The organism is Mesorhizobium sp. XAP4, from assembly GCF_029269325.1.
In the GTDB taxonomy this organism is placed as follows: domain Bacteria; phylum Pseudomonadota; class Alphaproteobacteria; order Rhizobiales; family Rhizobiaceae; genus Mesorhizobium; species Mesorhizobium ciceri.
In genome coordinates this window covers 507187-525021 of the sequence record NZ_JARIXW010000005.1, presented here as the reverse complement: position 1 = coordinate 525021, position 17835 = coordinate 507187, and the positions used below count along the sequence as shown (strand labels likewise).

General features: G+C 60.1%; 17 protein-coding genes and 1 pseudogene. 1 reads left to right on the top strand and 17 read right to left on the bottom strand.

Annotation, left to right across the window (positions count from 1 at the left end; all coding sequences use genetic code 11):
• The 6 genes from P3C39_RS23940 to P3C39_RS23915 form a co-directional block, all read right to left on the bottom strand.
• A partial coding sequence (locus P3C39_RS23940; protein ID WP_275954216.1) for an NAD(P) transhydrogenase subunit alpha occupies positions 1 to 935 on the bottom strand: 935 nt, incomplete at its 3' end.
• Positions 936 to 1141: 206 nt separating this feature from the next.
• Complete coding sequence (locus tag P3C39_RS23935; protein ID WP_275954217.1) at positions 1142 to 2164, bottom strand: aldo/keto reductase; 1023 nt, start codon at positions 2162 to 2164, stop codon at positions 1142 to 1144.
• A 32-nt stretch (positions 2165 to 2196) separates the two neighbouring features.
• On the bottom strand, positions 2197 to 2496 hold the full coding sequence (locus P3C39_RS23930; RefSeq protein WP_275954218.1) for a putative quinol monooxygenase: 300 nt from the start codon (positions 2494 to 2496) through the stop codon (positions 2197 to 2199).
• A gap of 311 nt (positions 2497 to 2807) precedes the next feature.
• A complete protein-coding gene (locus tag P3C39_RS23925) occupies positions 2808 to 4298 on the bottom strand; it encodes an aldehyde dehydrogenase family protein (RefSeq protein WP_275954219.1) in 1491 nt (496 codons plus the stop codon).
• Between the two features lie 58 nt (positions 4299 to 4356).
• Entirely contained in the window at positions 4357 to 4671 is a 315-nt protein-coding gene (locus P3C39_RS23920) for a hypothetical protein (RefSeq protein WP_275954220.1), read from the bottom strand.
• Positions 4672 to 5114: 443 nt separating this feature from the next.
• Positions 5115 to 6296, bottom strand: coding sequence for an aldose 1-epimerase family protein (locus P3C39_RS23915; protein WP_275954221.1), 1182 nt, complete (start codon positions 6294 to 6296; stop codon positions 5115 to 5117).
• 755 nt (positions 6297 to 7051) lie between these two features.
• On the opposite strand from P3C39_RS23915, the gene P3C39_RS23910 reads away from it, so the two are divergent.
• The gene (locus P3C39_RS23910; RefSeq protein ID WP_275954222.1) at positions 7052 to 7996 is read left to right on the top strand and encodes a LysR family transcriptional regulator; all 945 of its coding nucleotides are present in this window, start codon (positions 7052 to 7054) and stop codon (positions 7994 to 7996) included.
• Here P3C39_RS23910 and P3C39_RS23905 read toward each other — a convergent pair.
• From P3C39_RS23905 to P3C39_RS23855, 11 genes and pseudogenes are all read right to left on the bottom strand, one after another.
• The gene (locus P3C39_RS23905; protein WP_275954223.1) at positions 7993 to 8574 is read right to left on the bottom strand and encodes an ester cyclase; all 582 of its coding nucleotides are present in this window, start codon (positions 8572 to 8574) and stop codon (positions 7993 to 7995) included. The two genes, P3C39_RS23910 and P3C39_RS23905, sit on opposite strands and share 4 nt — an antisense overlap.
• Positions 8575 to 9006: 432 nt before the next feature.
• Positions 9007 to 9206: pseudogene (locus tag P3C39_RS23900) on the bottom strand (LysR family transcriptional regulator); the annotation flags it as partial.
• Between the two features lie 251 nt (positions 9207 to 9457).
• Entirely contained in the window at positions 9458 to 10168 is a 711-nt protein-coding gene (locus P3C39_RS23895) for an SDR family oxidoreductase (protein ID WP_275954224.1), read from the bottom strand.
• 242 nt (positions 10169 to 10410) lie between these two features.
• Positions 10411 to 10761, bottom strand: a complete 351-nt coding sequence (locus tag P3C39_RS23890) for a putative quinol monooxygenase (RefSeq protein WP_275954225.1) — start codon at positions 10759 to 10761, stop codon at positions 10411 to 10413.
• Positions 10762 to 10769: 8 nt separating this feature from the next.
• Entirely contained in the window at positions 10770 to 11990 is a 1221-nt protein-coding gene (locus tag P3C39_RS23885) for a Xaa-Pro peptidase family protein (protein ID WP_275954226.1), read from the bottom strand.
• A 168-nt stretch (positions 11991 to 12158) separates the two neighbouring features.
• Positions 12159 to 13064 carry a LysR family transcriptional regulator gene (locus P3C39_RS23880; RefSeq protein WP_275954227.1) on the bottom strand — a complete coding sequence of 302 codons (906 nt, stop codon included), beginning with the start codon at positions 13062 to 13064 and terminating at the stop codon, positions 12159 to 12161.
• A 32-nt stretch (positions 13065 to 13096) separates the two neighbouring features.
• The gene (locus P3C39_RS23875) at positions 13097 to 13405 is read right to left on the bottom strand and encodes a hypothetical protein (RefSeq protein ID WP_275955455.1); all 309 of its coding nucleotides are present in this window, start codon (positions 13403 to 13405) and stop codon (positions 13097 to 13099) included.
• Positions 13406 to 13495: 90 nt separating this feature from the next.
• A complete protein-coding gene (locus P3C39_RS23870) occupies positions 13496 to 14269 on the bottom strand; it encodes an SDR family oxidoreductase (RefSeq protein ID WP_275954229.1) in 774 nt (257 codons plus the stop codon).
• Positions 14270 to 14335: 66 nt separating this feature from the next.
• Complete coding sequence (locus P3C39_RS23865) at positions 14336 to 15292, bottom strand: ABC transporter permease (protein WP_275954230.1); 957 nt, start codon at positions 15290 to 15292, stop codon at positions 14336 to 14338.
• Between the two features lie 5 nt (positions 15293 to 15297).
• Positions 15298 to 16815 carry a sugar ABC transporter ATP-binding protein gene (locus P3C39_RS23860; protein WP_275954231.1) on the bottom strand — a complete coding sequence of 506 codons (1518 nt, stop codon included), beginning with the start codon at positions 16813 to 16815 and terminating at the stop codon, positions 15298 to 15300.
• A complete protein-coding gene (locus P3C39_RS23855) occupies positions 16812 to 17825 on the bottom strand; it encodes an ABC transporter permease (RefSeq protein WP_275954232.1) in 1014 nt (337 codons plus the stop codon). Before P3C39_RS23855 ends, P3C39_RS23860 begins: the two co-directional genes overlap by 4 nt.
• Between the last annotated feature and the right edge of the window lie 10 nt (positions 17826 to 17835).

The window sequence follows — 17835 nt, the reverse complement described above, 5'->3', positions numbered from 1 at the left end:
TTGACGTTGTTGGCGGTGGTGACGACCTGACCCGCCACGGCGCCTTCGACATTGCCGCCGCGCTCGACGGCGAGGTCGACCAGCACCGAGCCCGGCTTCATCGAAGCGACCATGGCCGCCGAAACCAATTTCGGCGCCGGACGGCCGGGGATCAGCGCCGTGGTGATGACGATGTCCTGCTTGGCGATATGCTCGGCGGTCAGTGCCGCCTGTTTGGCCTGGTATTCCTTGGACATTTCCTTGGCGTAGCCGCCGGCGGTCTCCGCCGCCTTGAACTCCTCGTCCTCGACGGCGAGGAATTTTGCGCCGAGCGAGGCGACCTGTTCCTTGGCGGCGGGACGCACGTCGGTGGCGGTGACGACAGCACCCAGCCGCCTTGCCGTGGCGATCGCCTGCAGGCCAGCGACGCCGACGCCCATGATGAAGACCTTTGCCGCCGGCACGGTGCCGGCTGCGGTCATCATCATCGGCAATGCCCGGTCATATTCGGAAGCGCCGTCGATCACCGCCTGGTAGCCGGCGAGATTGGCCTGCGAGGACAGCACGTCCATCGACTGGGCGCGGGTGATGCGCGGCATGAACTCCATCGAAAACGCCGTGACGCCGGCCTTGGCCAGTGCCGCGACGGCGGCATCGTTGCCATAGGGATCCATGATGGCGATGACGATGGCGCCTGATTTGTAGGCCTTGAGTTCCGCATCACTCGGCCGGCGCACTTTCAGCACCACGTCGGCCTTGGCGACATCCGAAGCCTTGCCGATGGCGGCACCTGCCTTGGCAAACTCCTCGTCGGGGATGCGCGACCTTGTGCCGGCGTCGGTTTCGACAATCACGTCGAAGCCAAGCCCCGCCAGCCGTTTCACCGTATCGGGCGAGGCCGCGACGCGCGGTTCTTTCTCGTCGGTTTCCTTGGGGACGAAAAGGGTTTGCGCCACCGTCCTCTCCTTTCGGCAAGTGTCTGTCCCCTGCCGGCAGCCTACGCGATGCGTCAGCCGCCGTTGGAGCGAATCAGGTAGGGGAATTATCCAAACACCTATGTGCCGAGTGCAGATAGGGGGAAGAATGAATGGTGCCGGAAATGAAGGCGCCGCCGCCGGAAAAGCGGAATGCGCCTTCGTCCGCTGCGCTACGGCCGCGAGGCTTAGTTCGGTGTGTGGGCGGCAGGGTCCAGCAGGCCGGCGCTTTTCAGATCGGCCCACAGCGCCACTGGGACCGGCTGAGCTATGGCGGAGCCATTGGCCTCGACTTCGCTGCGCTTCACGCCCCCCAAGATGACGGTTACGACGGCGGGATGAAAGGTCGCGAAATGCAGCGCGGCGCGGTGCAGCGGCACCCCATGCGTGTCGCACACCTTCTGGATCTCGACAACCTTCGCCATCACTTCAGGCGACGCCTCGGCGTAATTGTATTTGGCGCCTTTGACCGGCCCCGTGGCAAGGATGCCGGAGTTGAAAACCCCGGCCAGGATGATCCCGATGTTCTTCTGGACGGCCAGCGGCAGGAACGATTGGATCGCAGGCTGTTCGAGAAGTGAATACCGCCCGGCGAGCAGCATTACATCGAAATCGCCTGCTTTGACGAAGCGCTCGCACGTGTCTACTTCGTTAAGCCCGCAGCCGATCGCCTTTACGGTGCCGTCCGCGCGCAACTTGTCGAGGGCCTTATAGGCGCCGTCCATCGCTTCGGCGAAGCGGGCATTGGCATCGTGCTTACCGTGGGTCCAGACATCGCAATCGTGGATAAGTAGGATGTCGATTTCCGACAAACCAGTCCGCAGCAGCGACTGTTCTACCGACCGCATGGCGCCGTCGTAGCTGTAATCGAAGCTCGCCTGATGCGGGAAGCCGATAGAGAACACGCGAGGGTCCTTTTGCGCGTTGCGCACGAACGGGTTCATAGTGCGCCCTACCTTGGTCGAGAAAATCACCTCATCCCTCGGCATGGTGCGCAGAGCCGTGCCGCAGCGCGATTCGGACAAGCCGTGGCCGTAAAACGGCGAAGAATCGAAGACGCGCATCCCGACATCATAGGCTGCCCGTACCGTATCGATCGCCGTGATTTCGTCGAGCTTCTCAAACAGGTCGCCGAGCGGCGCCGAGCCAAAGCCGAGACTGCTGAAATCGAGCTTCCGGCCCTTGTTGGTGGTAAATGTTTTCGTGTCCATGAACGCCTCAACCGGTTATCGAATAGAGTTCTTCACGCAAGTCCGCCGTCGACCTTGCGCAGTTCAAATACCTCGCTGCTTTCGACGAGGTCCCTAATGTTGCTGAGTAACTCCGCATTCTGCCGGGTGGCTCTGTGCTTTTCTATGAGCGCCCGGCTTTGCCACTCTTCGGTCCAAACAAATCGGCGCGGTTGGTTGAGGTCACGGTTAAGCTGATAGCTGATGCAGCCGTCTTCCTCGAGCGTTGCCGGAATGGCGTCCCGGAACAGTCTTTCGAGCGCTTCCTCGGCGCCGGGCTTGGCGAGGAAAATGGCTACCACTGGCATCGTCATGCTACTCTCCGTATTGCTCTTGAAGGAGGGGCTTAAGTCTTTGGCGTTCCACATTCGCGAGGGATTTCGGCTCTCTCCTGTGACTTTCAGCGTCTCATTCCTCGCGCACCATTTGGCTTCAAAAAGGCAATTTGATCCAAGCGCCTGTCCAAACAACTTAACGTGTCAGCCTCACCTGGAGACAATTAATCATCGGGTTTCGGCTTTGCGAAGAACAACAATCGAAATCTCGCATCGTCCCACGTTCGGCTGCAAACCTGTTAGTTGCTGCCGAACGTTTCCAAACGATCGCCCGTGCACGGCTCGCCGCCTCAGAGCGGACGCACGACCGACTGCTTGCGATAGTAGTCTTCAAGCGTGTCAGGGCCGAGCACGCCGCCTCCCGTGCCGCTAAGGTTGACGCCGCCATAGGTAACGCCATGTGGGAACAGGTTGTGGGCATTGATCCAGGAATTGCCCGCGACTAACCGTTCGGCCACACGCTTCGCCCTATCAATATCGGCTGTCCAAACGCTGTTGGCGAGGCCGTATGGGCTGCGATTGACGAGCGCGATCGCCTCCTCCTCGTCGCGGAACGTCATGACATAGGCGACGGGGCCAAAGACTTCGTCGCGTGCGATGATATTGTCCGGGGAGCCACCGAGCAGAGCCGGTTTGACATAGAACCCGCCGCCGTGATCGGGAATATCCGCGACACCACCCGGTAAATATGCTTCGGCGCCTTCGTTTTTTGAGCGCTCAACATATCCAAGTACGCGCTGCCGCTGCTTTTCGCTTACGACCGGGCCGATCTGTGTCGTGGCATCGCCACCGTAGCCTACTTTCATGCCGGCCATCGTAGATACGGCCTTTTCAATAAAGGCATCGGCGACCTTCTCGTGTACGAGCCATCTCGTGGCCGTACAGCAGACTTGTCCTGCGTTTAGGGTGACAGCCGATGCAAGAGCTTCGGCAGCGTCTTTGGTTGCAATGTCGTCGAACAGGACAGCCGCGCCCTTACCCCCGAGTTCCAGCTTGGCCGGCACAAGGTTGCGAGCGGCGGCCTCCGCTACAAGTTTGCCGACTTCGGGCGATCCGGTGAACGATATCCTATTGATGCCTGGATGCGCCGAAAGGGCCGAGCCAGCCGTTCTGCCGAGGCCGGTGACCACGTTGACGACTCCCGCGGGAACGCCTGCCTGCTCCGCCAGTCTCGCAAAATACAATGCTGACAGCGGGGTGTCCTCTGCAGGCTTAATGACAATGGTGTTGCCGGCTGCCAGAGCTGGAGAAACCCCCCACCCGATCAGCAAGAATGGGAAATTCCAAGGAAATATGAATGCGCACACACCGTAGGGGTGCCGAACGGACCATGCTTCGTTCCCGGAAACCGCCAAGGGCTCGCGCTGGCGCGTCGTGACGCTGAGGTCGGCGTAATAGCGCAACGTCTTTGCCGCGTGCGGAATATCGAATGCCTCTGCCTGCCCTCTGGGCTTGCCGACATCCTTGGATTCGATTTCAGCAAGTACGGCCGTGTTCTGGTCAATCAAGTCCGCCAGTCTGTGGAGGATTACGGCCCTGTCCTTCGGGGGCATGGTTGCCCACCCGCTCGTATTAAACGCCTGGCGGGCTGCACCCACCGCAGCATCGATATCGGCCGCGTCGCCAGCGGAAAGTGTTGCAATGACCGAGCCCGTACCGGGATCGAGCGTATCGAACGTCCGCCCACTCGAAGCGGCGACCTGCTCGCCTCCTATGTGCAACTTCAAGGGCTGAGAAACAAATTTGCCAAACGAAGAATATTTTGTGTCAATAGCGTTCATCGAAATCCTCCATGCCTATTTGCGTTGATCCAAGTCGATGGGTGCCTGGATGCACATCTCATCGAGCAAGTCGGACCCGGCTCAATCCAAATCTTGCCTGACCAGAAACAATCGCTTCGACTGACAGGTCGATTGAGCCGAGCAGGATGACGAGTGTCGCTCCCAGCTCGCGCGCGATGGAATAATCGCGGTCTGCAGCGGTAGAGCGGCAACTCGCTCGTCGCCTATATTCAACATCAAACGATCCTCCCAGATCTTCTTCAACTGCCGGCGAATGCCCGTCGGAACTGGCAGTGCGGGCAGAACGTAGCCGTGCCGGATTGAAAAGAGAAATCGATAGTATTAAGCCATTACCGTCGGAGAAACCTATCATGCCGCGCCCCTTGTGCGCACGCGCTCACGCCTAGAAGTGAGCCCTGGATGGGCTGATAATCTTGCCAACTTCGGCGGGAGCATGATGTCACAAGCCTAGTCAGCCGCAAATCACGCGGCGGCTAGAACTACGATGTGGACCGGCAGTGACAGAAGATGATCAACGCTGAATTGCGACGGACTGATCGCGAACCCTACGATCCACCTTTGTTCGACCCCTTGACCCGGAGGAGACAACGTTAGCCCCCCGCAGCGTCGTCGATACGCCGAGATTATATTCGGATACCCTTCAACAGCATGGCCGCAGCATATGACCTCGGTCTGGCTGACGCGATGGTACGGCACGTTCGAGCAACTGCTCCGCGGATGCAAGGCAGGTTTCGACCCCTCGCTGGGTGCTCTCACCGAGGTGGCTGTAGTCGCGTCTGCGTGTGATCACGTCCGTCACGGCTGCTTGCGCAATGGTTTGAAGTTTCCGGAGGGAGCCGGATAGTCGTCATCGGGCTGTGCCGCAATCGCAGAGATGCGCGCTTCCGCCGACGCGATCTCCGCTGAGCCGTCGAGCACTTGCAACGTCAGGTCGTAGCACCGCTCCTCACCATGTTCGAGCCAGATCATCTCGCCGCGTTCGCGTGCCTCGAGATCGCCGAGGATATGGTGGGTCGAGGGCTCGAGCCCCACCACATACTGGCCGGCCTGCAGGTTCTGCCATTGAAGGAGGCAGGGCAGCTGATCCTTGCGGGATTCCACCAGGAAGCCCAATCCAAGGCGGTCGTTGACGAGCGCAGCCGGTACGACGCCGCTGCGGTCCGCCACCGTGTCGTGCTCCCACACCTGCTCATTGAATCCTGACCGTGGAGCCGCGGCGGTGCGATAGCCAACACCTTGCCCGCGGTATTCCGGTCCGTCGTGTGAGGCCCAGACCACGTCGCCAATGGGGGCCAGGAAGCGGCTACCCTCCTCGAGCAACGGATGACCGACGTTCACATGATAGAGCAACATATGCGGCGTTCGGTAGAACCCGTGATTGACAACCCGGTCGCGGATGCGAATGGCGGTGCCGCCGACGTCCGCCTCAACCCTGCGATGCAGATGCAGATCCTCGCCGAACAGCGTCGACTGTTGCACGATCCCTTCTGCCCAAAGGACACAGTCGTCGCCGGTCCACGTCTCGCCATAACCGGTGAGGCGGGCCGGGATGAAGCCGATGCGCCCGTGCAATCCGTGGCGGACCGTCTGGCGCGCGCTGCTGTTATAGTTGTCGGCCGGCACCTCGGCCGGTTTCAAGGTGTGGTCGAGGCCACAAGTTGTGACGAGACCGGACATGGAGCGGATGAATCCGAGCCCGCCCTCCGATTCGTCGTCATGCAGCCCCGGATGACGGAAGCCGGCGGGCGAGTGCCAGCCGATTGCTCGACCCTTGTGTTCGCAATCCGCGATGTCCATGGCGCGGTCGACCATTAGCGTGAAACGAAGCCCCGCGCCCGTTCGGAACTCAAGCACCCGAACGCCGCGCTCGACTCCGTTGTCGAGCGTCATCAGCCGCACACCCGCGAACTGCGAAAGCATGCCGGCCCGCTCGGCAATGTCGCGGCGCTTCAAGGTCCGACCGTAGAGTTTAACCATCTGTGCGTTCCTGCGTCTTTGCGAACCGCTTATGCCCGCCTTTGCGATTGCCATTTTGCCGGAATCCGGCCAGCCAGCCGCGACAGCAGAATGCAGCGTCGCGATAGAGTGCTTATGCCCATGGGTACATGGCTGTTCAGGCGGAACCTAAACGCGCCAGTTCGAAAAGAAAAATTGATAGTGTTGGGCCATTACCGTAGGAAAAATCTACTATACATCATCCGTCCGGGATCAGGGCCAACAAGACAAATTCGTATAATAAAGAGAGTAGGAATCCTGGTACGTCGTAGCCTTTCAAAGGAACGATGATGAGACAGAAACGGAAGCGACGAAGCCTTCTGCTTACCGTGAGGTAGGACACAGCAGGTAGGAGCACACCCCTGCTGGAACTCGGCATCGTCGAGTGCTCAAGCCTGTCGCAAAACAAAGATCGCGTCTCTTATGGTGCGTGTTCGATGAGACCGATTCTCGCGGCAAGGTGTTCAAGGGCATAGGCCAGATCGGAACCCGTCAAGAATTCGCGCAGTTGTGTTAGCGCTGTCCATTCAGCATCAGAAAGCGCCTTACCGCAGAAAACGGCAGGGCGAGCCTACACGTGTGACGATAATTACTTCACCTTTGAATTTTTTATGATCTCTTATTGTGGCGGCTATAGATTTTCATCTAGCGTACTTTGCTTTCGCAATAATCACTGTCATTATCATAAGATCAAGTCAATTCAGAATATCTATTCACAGCTCCCGGGAAAGAGTTAGATGGACCGATTCCATGAACTATCCGCTTTCATCGCGGTCGTCGAGGCCGGAGGCTTTTCTGCCGCGGCGCGCAGAACGGGCGACACACAGTCCTCAATCAGCAAAGCGGTGGGCGCATTGGAACGCCGCTTGGGTGTACTGCTCTTCAACCGCAGCACTCGCAGCGTTACCTTGACCGACGACGGTCAGAGCTACTACCAACGCACTAGGCCACTGGTCGAGGAAATCGGCTCGGCCGACTTCGAAATGAGCAGTAAAACGCCGAATGTTGCAGGTCAGGTCAGGATCGCGGCGGCAGCGACCTTCGGTCGCCTCCATGTCCTACCACTGATTCCGGCCCTGCTGGCCATGTACCCGGAACTGAAAATCGATCTGGTACTGTCGGACTCGGTGCGCGACATGGTCGACGATCGGATTGATCTCACCATCCGTGTCGGCTCCGTCAGTGAACTCGATTCGGTCGTCCGTCATGTTTCCCGATCCAGCCTGGTGTGTGCCGGCTCGCGGCAGTATTTCGACCGACACGGCATCCCGGCTACACCGGACGACTTGGCGCACCATAATTGCTTGATTTATAAGGGGACCAACAACGTCGCCAAATGGCGGTTCGTAGGTGCGCAAGGCAAATTCAGCGTGCCGGTGTCCGGGAACCTGAGTTCTAATAGCATGGAGGCGATCCGTGCGAGCGTGCTGGCCGGCGTCGGGATCGGGCTGTTTACCCGCCTCTCACTTTCCAAAGAGCTGGGGCATCCCGATATCATTACCGTTCTCGACGAGTTCTTGCAGGAGACCGTCGACGTCAGCCTGATCTGGCCAAGCCGCCGCCTAGTCTCGTCCCGCGTTCGGCGGGTGACCGATTATTTCGTGACAGCACTGAGGGAGGCGCATGATTTGCATGCGCCTCCCTTTTCGGAGTTATCGCGACCCCTTGAAGATATGAGCTAGCCCTTGATCTCGACAGGCGGGGTCACATTGGTCGGCATCTTCATTCCCTGGTCGTGCAGATAAATGGCAAGGTCGAGCGACTGGTCGGCGACATTCCATTCCACAACCTTTCCGTCTTTAATGCGAAACAGAAAGCTCTCGATCGACGTGCCGCTTTTGCCGGTTGGTGCAATTCCACCGATTGGTCCGCGATCATGCGTCCAGTGCAGAGTAACGGTCATCAATCCACGATCACCGGATACAAAATGGTCGACCAAGTCAACACGCAGGCTAAAAGCGTCGGTGAACGCCTGCTGCCACTTCTTCAGGTTCTCCAAGCCGCCGATGTCACGGCCCGCGGGACTATTCGCCTTCACATCTGGATGAACGACTGCATCCCAGCGATCAAAATCATTCTGCACGAGTCCATGGTATATCTCCAACGCGATGTTGCTTTCGGGAGAGGACGCCGCGCGAGCTGCGCTTGGCGCTATTAGCTGCGTTGCCGCAGTTCCCAATAGACCTGTCGCCGCAATCGTACCACCTGCGAGCATGACACGACGGGTGAACATCGCATCCTTGTTGTCAATCTTGGTCATTTCTCCTCCATTTATAATTGTGGAATGGCCGACCGGCTCATCCCAAGCTTGATCATGGAGGTATCCTAATCGGGTGATAATCAGTGTATGGGGAATAGCGCTTATGCCGTTCAGGAATAGCATTGGCAGGAAGTTGCTTGATGCAGGGGGCGCCCCTGCATCAATCCATCGGACCTATGCCTCACTTGAACGTACATGAATGAAGCGCCCAATATTTTCCCCACGTCACCGGGTGCACGAACAGTCTCCTCGTCGGCCTCAGCGCTCTTTTCGCGCTCCGCTCGAAATATCCGTGCCGCCCCGTTAAGTAGCGCCTTCTTCCACTAATGGATCGTCGTCGGATGCACGCCCTATCGGTGGCCAGTTCCGACACGGTGCACTCGCCCTTCACGGCTTCCGGCGCGCCGAACGCGACAATGCGCTGCAAGAGGCCTCCTCGACCATGTCCACCTCGTGGTCTTCCGCTGTCACCTCTAGGCGCACCTGGGGTATTTCATCCCAAATTCGGCCGCCAACTGGCCCATCCCCGTCTGGGAGAACAATAGCGGTGCGCTGATGCGCAGCCGGCCACGCGGGCTCCCGCCGCCCGACGCGATTGCCGTGGCCTCGTCCAGTTCGGTGAGCAATTGCCCGAAACACGGGTGGCGAAGCATTCAAACTGCGGAATCATCGGGTCGAGGTTCGCTACGCGAAGCGGCCGAGCAAGATTGATCCGTGCGCCGACAAGCTGACGGCCTGAAGGCGAATCGCAGGGACATGCGCAATGCCTGCCCAGCCGCGTCCGGGCGTGGCTCTGATCAGTCCGATACCGATGAGCCGCGAAGGATTTTCAAGCGCCATCGGTAACTTCACTTCTCTGCTCGGTGGTTCTTAGGAAACAGTGTCAGGAGATCCGGCCTCCGCCATCGACGCTCACCGTCGATCCGGTGACGAAGGCATTGGTTGCAACGAAGACGATGGCCTGCGCCACATCCCCTGCCTGCCCCATGCGGCGAGCGGGCAGCGTCGTTGTCATTTTCTCGTAGAGTGCGTGGCGGGCATCGGCGGCCAACCTGTCGTGCAGCGGGGTATCAATGAGGCCAGGGGAAATCGTGTTCACCCGAACGGGCGCCCGCTCAAGTGCGAGCCCGCGGGCCAGCGCCTCGAGCGCTGCGTTAATCGCGCCCTGCAGCACCGAGGTGGCAGAGGGTCGCTGCGCCAGCACGCCGGACACGAAGGTGATCGAACCGCCATCATTGATCTTCGCGGCGCGCGCGATCCGATAAGCGCCCCAGAATTTACTCTCCATCGCCGCCATGGCATCGTCTAGCGCAAGACGCGCGACCGGGCCGGCGATGGTGCTCGCCGCGGCCACAATGACGTGGTCGAATGGTGGTCGGTCCGCGAACAGCGCCTCCACCTGATCGTTGTTGCGCACGTCGAGTTGGATCGCCTCGCCACGGATTGCCCGGGCGACCGCATCTACCGTCGCTTTCGTGCGACCCGCCACGACGACGTGCGCCCCTGCGGCGGAGAACGCTTCGGCAGTCGCCTTCCCAATGCCGCCAGCCGCCCCTACAACGACGACACGCTGGCCTGTCAAATCGATCGGCATCGTTCCATCTCCCTCAGAGCGTCGTGACCAAGCTGCCGTCGACACGCAGATTGGTGCCCGTGTTGAATCCGGCCGCCTCGGATGGGAGGAATACGACCGCCGCGGCTACATTCCCGGGCCGGCATGGGGGAGCGCCGACGCGAACTCGGCCTGTTACTATTCGTTACAACTTGCCAAAGGGCCTTCGCGGAGAACGGGTAGGTCAGGTCGAGAAACATTTCGACGAACCGCCGCCCGTAGCCTCAGGCAAGAGTTATATCGGGCCAACAAGAAACCCCACACGGCGCGGACCGCGGCTGCAGTTTCTCGATCTTTTCGGAATGGATAACGTCCGTTTCCAGCGTAGCGGTCATGGGTACGAGAATGCGTGCCCACTCCTTAAGGTGCGGGGTCTCGAAGTGCCTTCCCAGTGCCTCGCGCGTCTCCCATTGCTCAATAGAAGTGAAGGAGTTCGTGTTGGTGGTGCTCTCGGCCACATCGTAGGCGATGCAACCCGGCTCCTTCACCGTCTCGGCGATCACTTTCCGGGAATGCTCCAGAAAGGCGGCGCGGTGCTCGGTGTGCACCGTGAACTTGGCAAGCACGTAGATCATGCTTGTTGTTACCTTCGCGTTGTGCTGGCGCCGAGGTTCCAGCCCCGGCCGCGGTCGCCGAACGCCTCCCAGGCGGTTGGCGTAACGACGAGCGTGTCTTCAAGCTTGATAAAACCACGTCGCGCATGGGCAATAGTCGTCTCGATCGAGAGCACCATGCCGGCCTCAAGCGGCTCTCCAGAATGATGGTCGGGATAAGGAATGGGGCCTGTTCCAGTCAACCGGGGCACCTCGTGGGAGATGAGGCCCATGCCATGCGCCACAAACTCGAGAACCCCGGCGTGGGGAGATCGGCGAAGCAAGCCATCCACGGACTCGTAAATGCTTCCTCCCAGCGCCCCTGCCTTGACAGGTTGCCGAGCCGCCTGCTGTATCTCGTCTACCTGGGCGAGAAGATCCTCCAGTTCCGCGTCCGGCTCGCCCTGGATGCCCATCCGGCATAAGTCGCCTATATAGCCTCGGTAGCTGCCGCCCGAGTCCAACGACAGGATGTCGCCCTCCTCCCAAAGAAACCTATCAGCGGGAGCGCGATTTTGGCTCACACCTGCGGCAATCAGGCAGTAGTCAAAATGCAACCCGCGTCGGGTCTCCTCCTGACGTAACGCTTCGGCGATATCGCGCGTGGAACTGCCCGGGCCATGCGTGGCAAAGACGGTGAGCATCGAATCCACAACCTTCTCAGACGCCTCCCGCAAGTTGTCGAGCTCTTGCGGCGTCTTGACGGCGCGGAAACGCTCGAGCGGGAGAAGAGCGTCAACCACTGCTGCTTGCGGCAATGCTGCATGCAGAACTCCGACCGAGTCAGCACCGAGAAAGGCTGTCTCTATACCTATGCGGCCTCCAGCCATGCCGAGCCGCTTGATATGCTCGACCGCGGCCTGCATGGCGCCTGGACCGTACCAGCCGACGATGAGTTCGGGCGCCCAGAGCGCACCGTTGGCAACTTCGCTCCGCTCCGTCCCAATTCCGATGTAGCATGTTCGTTCAACATGCCCGCGCTGATAGACGAGAAGCGGCACATAACGGCCCACCCCGATAGCATCGGCCTGCTCGAAGAAAAAGAAGGAATAGCCGCCCAGCATGTAACGCAAATTATGCTTCGACGAGACAATGAGCACGTCGATACCAGCGCGTTCGAGTAGGTCGTCGAGTTTCTCGTAATCGAAGGGGGCACCAGTCACCACGGCTTGTCCGCGCTGGGACGGTATCGTCTCGCCTGCTATTGCCAATGCCATTCTCCCACCAATCGAAGCCGACCACGGCAAACACCGCGCTCCGGACGTGCTCGTTATGCACGTGCTTAGCAGGTACTTGTTCCACGGAAAAATTGATAATTTCTGGCGTCATAATAGGATAATCTGATCAAGCAAGGCGGCAGGGTCTCGCCATCACTCTGGTCAGCGGAACAGCCGGTGGTTGTCGGCGACCTCTCGGACAGTGTCGGCAATCTGCCGGATATTGGGCCCAAACTGATGCGGCTGGTGACATAACCACACCTTGGGACCCGGAACCGGCGGGATCGTCATGACCTGTGTCACCAGCCCCCGTGCCAACTCCTCTTCCATGACACGCACTGGCAAGAGCCCAACCGCCACCCCCCGCAGTATCGTCAGCTTCGAGACTGACACGCTGTTGCACATGCTCAGGTGCTGGGGTACCGCTCCAACCTGCGCGAACCAGCGCATCGCCATCGCGTAGATTCTGGCTGGCGGCGGGCTGATGATCAGGTGATGAGGGCAGAGCATCGTTGGGCTGACTGCGCCGAGCCCGAACCCTAGATCGAGCGATGCGCTGACGAACCAGCCGAATTGGTTCACGCCGATTGTCTCCCGCACGACGTCGTCCGACACCTCCGGTTCGGTCACCACCGCAAGATCCAGCTGCTGATCGTTGAGGAGCTGGCTGATCGTAGCTGTGTCGCCGACCCGCACCAAAGCCGTGAGGTTGGGGTAGAGTTCATTGAGGCGCTGGATCAGGTCTGTCAGGCAGATTAGGCAGAAGCTCTCGTGTGCGCCGAACCGCACAATGCCTTCTAGGGGCGTGTTGGTCTTGAAATGTCCGATCAATTGATCGGCAGCACCCAGGAGTTGGTCCGCAAACCCGAGAAGACGCGCGCCTTGTGCAGTCAGGCTGATCTTGGGACCACGCCGCACAAAAAGCTGCACGCCCAAGCTATCTTCGAGCTCGCGAATTCGTTCCGATACGCTCGGTTGCGTCCGGTTTAATTGGCGTGCGGCGGCGTGAAAACTACCGAGACGAGCGATGCGCTCGAAAGCTTTGATCTGGGCCAGAGTTATGGTCATTGCGCAGCCTTTGCGCTAACGCTCGTTGACGTTCATCGCGACGCAGGCCGAAGCGCCGCGAGGCCTATGAACGCAGCGAAGCCCTGATCGGTTTTGTCGAAGTGCGTTGCGATGCGGAGGTTCTGTTTCAGGCTGCAGAAGACATTTTCGATCAGATGGCGCCATCGATAGATGGCGAAGTTGCACGGAATCAATGCTTTGCGGTTTGCGTGTGGCGGGATCACGGCCGCAACGTCGCGCTGCTTCGGTTCGGCGCGCAATTCTTCGTCGCCGAACCCCTTGTTGCCAACAAACGTGTCACACGCCATCCCCTCAATGTTCGGCGGACGCCGATGCTGCAACTCTCGCCTGGTAGCAGAACAAACGGATGCGGGAATGTCAACGAGCCTTAAGGCAGGTGCCATGCGTGCACCAAGCTGATACCAAGGATGTCAGAAGAGCCAGTCAACGAGCAATTCGCCCCCGGATACCTCGATCACCGTGCCGGTTACATACGGGTTGGTCATGAGGAACAGCGCGGCATGGCCGACATCGGCTGGGGTGCCGACCCTTCGTGCAGGGAAGTTCGCGCGCACCTTGTCCTTTATAGCTTCTCGATCGGCGCCGGGGAGTGCGTCCCACATGTCGGTGTCGATAAAACCAGGTCGGATCGTGTTGACTCGGATGGGAGCGACATCCAGGGCCAGCGAACGCGAGAGCGCCTCAACCGCGGCAAAGCTGGCAGTGCCGGCTGCGAAACCAGCCTTTGAGCGTGCTCCGGTGCCACCGGTCATGAACGTCATCGAACCGCCTGGCAGCATGTGAGGCGTCGCGTAGCGTGCGCAGGCCCATGTACCAAGAAACTTGGTTTCCATAATCCCACGCACAGCGCGCATATCGTCGTCCATGAACGAGCCAAAGGAGCTGGGTTCCGGCCCAGACGCGACCACGAGGTGGTCGAGAGCGCCGATGGCGTCGAAAGCCGTTCGGACAGCCGCCTCATCGCGCATGTCGAGGGTGAATTGCTCGAAGCCAGCAAGCTCCGGATGTTCTGCAGGCGAGGTCTGGCGGCGGCTGGCGATGACGACAGTCGCGCCAGCGCTGCGGGCGGCCTGTGCAATCCCAAGGCCAATCCCAAACTTGCCGCCAACAACAACGACCTTCTTGCCACTCACGTCTAGTGACGGCTTCGCTTTATCTTCGAGTATCGATTTATTCGTGGTCATGACCATTTCGCAAACCTATGTTGGCTTTCCAATTGATATGCACCGTCAGGTGATCGAGCACGGAGTCTATTTGACTATCGGTATTTTGGTCCTGTCGATCGTCACCACGACCGCGACGACTAAGACAACACCAAACACAATCTGCTGCGCGAAGATTTCAATCCCAACGAACGTCATGCCTGTGCGCACGACCGAGATAATGAGGGCGCCGACCAGCGTGCGCCAAATGCTGCCGACCCCACCCGTGATCGCAGTGCCACCTACCACCACGGCTGCGATCGCGGGCAAGAGCAACTCGTTTGCGAGGGTCGGAGATCCGCTTGCGAGGCGGCTAGCCAAGATCACGCCGGCCAGCGCGGCACAGCCGGACGACAGAGCGAAGGCCTTGATTTTCTCGCGGTCGACACGCACGCCGGACGCATAGGCCGCGGCCTCGCCTGCTCCAATGGCGGCGCTGTATCGACCGAACCGGGTTCGGCTCTGCAACACGGCCACGACAGCCACCAGCGCGGCTCCGATGAATAAGCTGTTGGGCAGCCCGAGACTTCGTCCGGTGATCCACGTGAGATAGACGCGCTGGCTTTCAACGAGCGAGATCGAGCGCTCATTCGACAGCAAAAGCGCCATGCCGGCAAGGACGCCGCCAACCGCCATGGTGGCAATGAAGGACGGAACCTTGAGCTTCACATGAGCCACTCCCGCGCACGCGCCAGACAAGACACCGATCAGAACCGCCAGCGGAAAGGCGCCGTAGCCGAGCCGCGAAACGGTCAGCGCCATCACGACACTAGCCAGCGACGCCATGGCCTGGATCGACAGGTCGATGCCGCCGAGCATGATTACGAAGCTCACGCCAACCGCGAGCACCATTAGTACCACTGTATCGTCGGCAAGCTGCAGCAGAACGTCGGGCTGAAGGAAGCGCGGCTCGACGATACCGACGCCGGCCATCAGCACGAAAAGGGCAATCAGCGGCAGTGAGCTGCGAAGGCGGTCGGCCTGTTGGCGGGTGAAAATGGTCATTCGTTTCAAACCATGTGGCCAATGAGGTCGATCTGCTGGGGCTTGCGTCCCGCGGCGGCTTCGGCACGGTGTGTGATGACACCATCGCGCATCACGAGCACATGATGGCTGAGACCAATAGTCTCCTCCAGCGTGTCCGAAGTAAGGATCACGGCAATGCCCTCGGCCGTGACGGCGCGGACAAGTTCGTAGACGTCTTCCTTCGCGCCAACGTCGAGCCCCCGCGTGGGATGGTCGAGAATAAGGATGCGCGATTTGGCCTGCAGCCACTTGGCGAGCACGACCTTTTGTTGGTTGCCGCCCGACAAGCCCACGCAAAGTGTGTCGATGCCAGGGGTTTTGATGCCAAGGCGCTCAACCCAGCCGCTGGCGGCGTTGCGCTCGAGACGCGTGTTGATCAGACCGTTGCTCTTGAGGTTGTGAAGACTTGGCAGCGCGATATTGGCCCCGACCGATAGGAACATCACCAGCCCTTCGATCCGGCGCTCGCGCGGCAGATATCCGATCCCGCAGTGGACGGCATCCGCGGGCGTGCCAAATCGGACGGTCCGCCCATCGACCTTCAGCCGTCCGATGTGGTGCGGGGCGAGCCCAGCGAGCGTACGGGTCAACTCTTCGCGCCCCGAGCCGATGACACCCGCGATTCCGATGATCTCACCCGCATGCAAAGCGAAGCTTACATCGCGGTAGCCGTTCGCGAGGCCCAAGCCCTCCGCCTCCAGCACGACGTTGTCGCGCGGCGGCTTTTGCAGCGGCTCTCGGTAAAATTCGGACTGAAGTCCACGGCCGACCATAAGGCGATGCAGCGTTGCAACGTCGGCCTCTGCGGCGGGGAGCGTCGCGACCACGGCGCCATCCTTCATCACATAGACGCGGTCGCTGAGTTCGAGAACCTCGTCGAGCCGGTGTGACACGAACACGAATGATGCACGCGCCTTGAGGGCCCGGACACGCCGGAACAAGATCGCGATCTCAGCCTTGTCGAGAACCGACGTCGGTTCGTCGAGCAGGATGACGAGTTGTCCGGACGCAGTCTCCTCCAGCGTCAATGCTTTGGCGAGTTCCACCATCTGCCGGGTGGCAAAATCGAGATCGGCGGCGCGGGTGCGCGGGTCGATGTCAAGATCCACCTTTTCAAGCTGCCGCCGTGCCGCCGCATGGAGCGCACGCCAGTTCATCAGCCCGAACCGCAGGAACTGCTTCTCCTGACCGAGATAGATGTTCTCGCCGACCGACAGGTTCAGCAGCAGCGACTGCTCTTGGAACACCATGCCGATGCCTACGCTGTTGGCGTGGGCCGCGTCGGTGAGGAGGATCGGTTTCCCATCTTGCAGGATCTCGCCCGAATCCGGCTGGTAGACGCCGGCGAGGATGCGCATCAGCGTCGACTTGCCGGCGCCATTCTCGCCGACGAGGCCCACCACCTCATTTGGGCGGATATCGAGTGAAACGTTTTTCAAAGCGTGCACGCCTGGGAAGCGCTTGTCGACGTCTCGGAGAGTGAGAGAAGCTAACTCGCTCATTTAACAATCCTGGCACGCTTGCGGCTCGACGACAGCGCCACTGCAGCTATGATCAATATCCCCTGAACCGCCTGCTGTACGCTTGGTGGGATGCCCATAAGCACCATGCCGTTCGCCAGGACCACGACGATCAGTACGCCGACCAGCGTCTGGAGAACGCCTCCCTCCCCGCCCGATAGCGACGTCCCACCCACCACAACGGCTGCGATGGTCGTGAACAGCCGGTCATGGCCAATCTGAGCATTGCCGAAGCCAAGCTGGGCGACGGCCAGCACGCCGCCGAGCGCGTAAAAGACGCCGGCCAGCATGAAGGTCTGCAGTCGAACGCGCGCAACCGAAATACCCGACAAAGCCGCCAGATCCTCCCCGCCGCCGAGCGCGTATATGTGGCGCCCGAGGCGGGTATAGGACTGGATCACCCAGGCTATTCCCAGCGCCGCGACCGCGATCCAGACTCCCCACGGAAGCCCCAGCACGCGATTTATCGCGATGCCGCGAATGATCGGATCATTTACGCGGACTGCGAGACCGCCGAGCAATGCATTGGCAGTACCCACACCCACAAACCACATGCCCAGCGTTACCATGAAGGACGGGATGCGGAGCCAGACGTGGATCAGCCCGTTGACGAGGCCGACCAGGGCGCCAACTGCAAAAACCAGCGCGACGCCCCAAAGACCGAAGTCATTGCCGTTGGCACCATTAAGAACCGTGAAGCAGATCAGCACGGCGCTCAAAGTCAGCACCCCCTCGACCGACAGGTCGATTGAACCGAGCAGGATCACGAAGGTCGCTCCCAGCCCAAGCACGAGGGGAATCATTGCGGTCTGCAGCACGCGCACGATATTCCCGGCCGTGAAGAACACCGGGTCGATGGCGCCGATCACTCCGCAGAGCAGAACCAGAACGGCGACAGGGATCCAGCTGGCGAACCTACCAGCCCTCAGCTTACTCAAGCGTCGAGCCTGGCTGCCCGTGCTCAACTTGGCCGGCGTTGCTTCACTACTCATTGGGAACGGT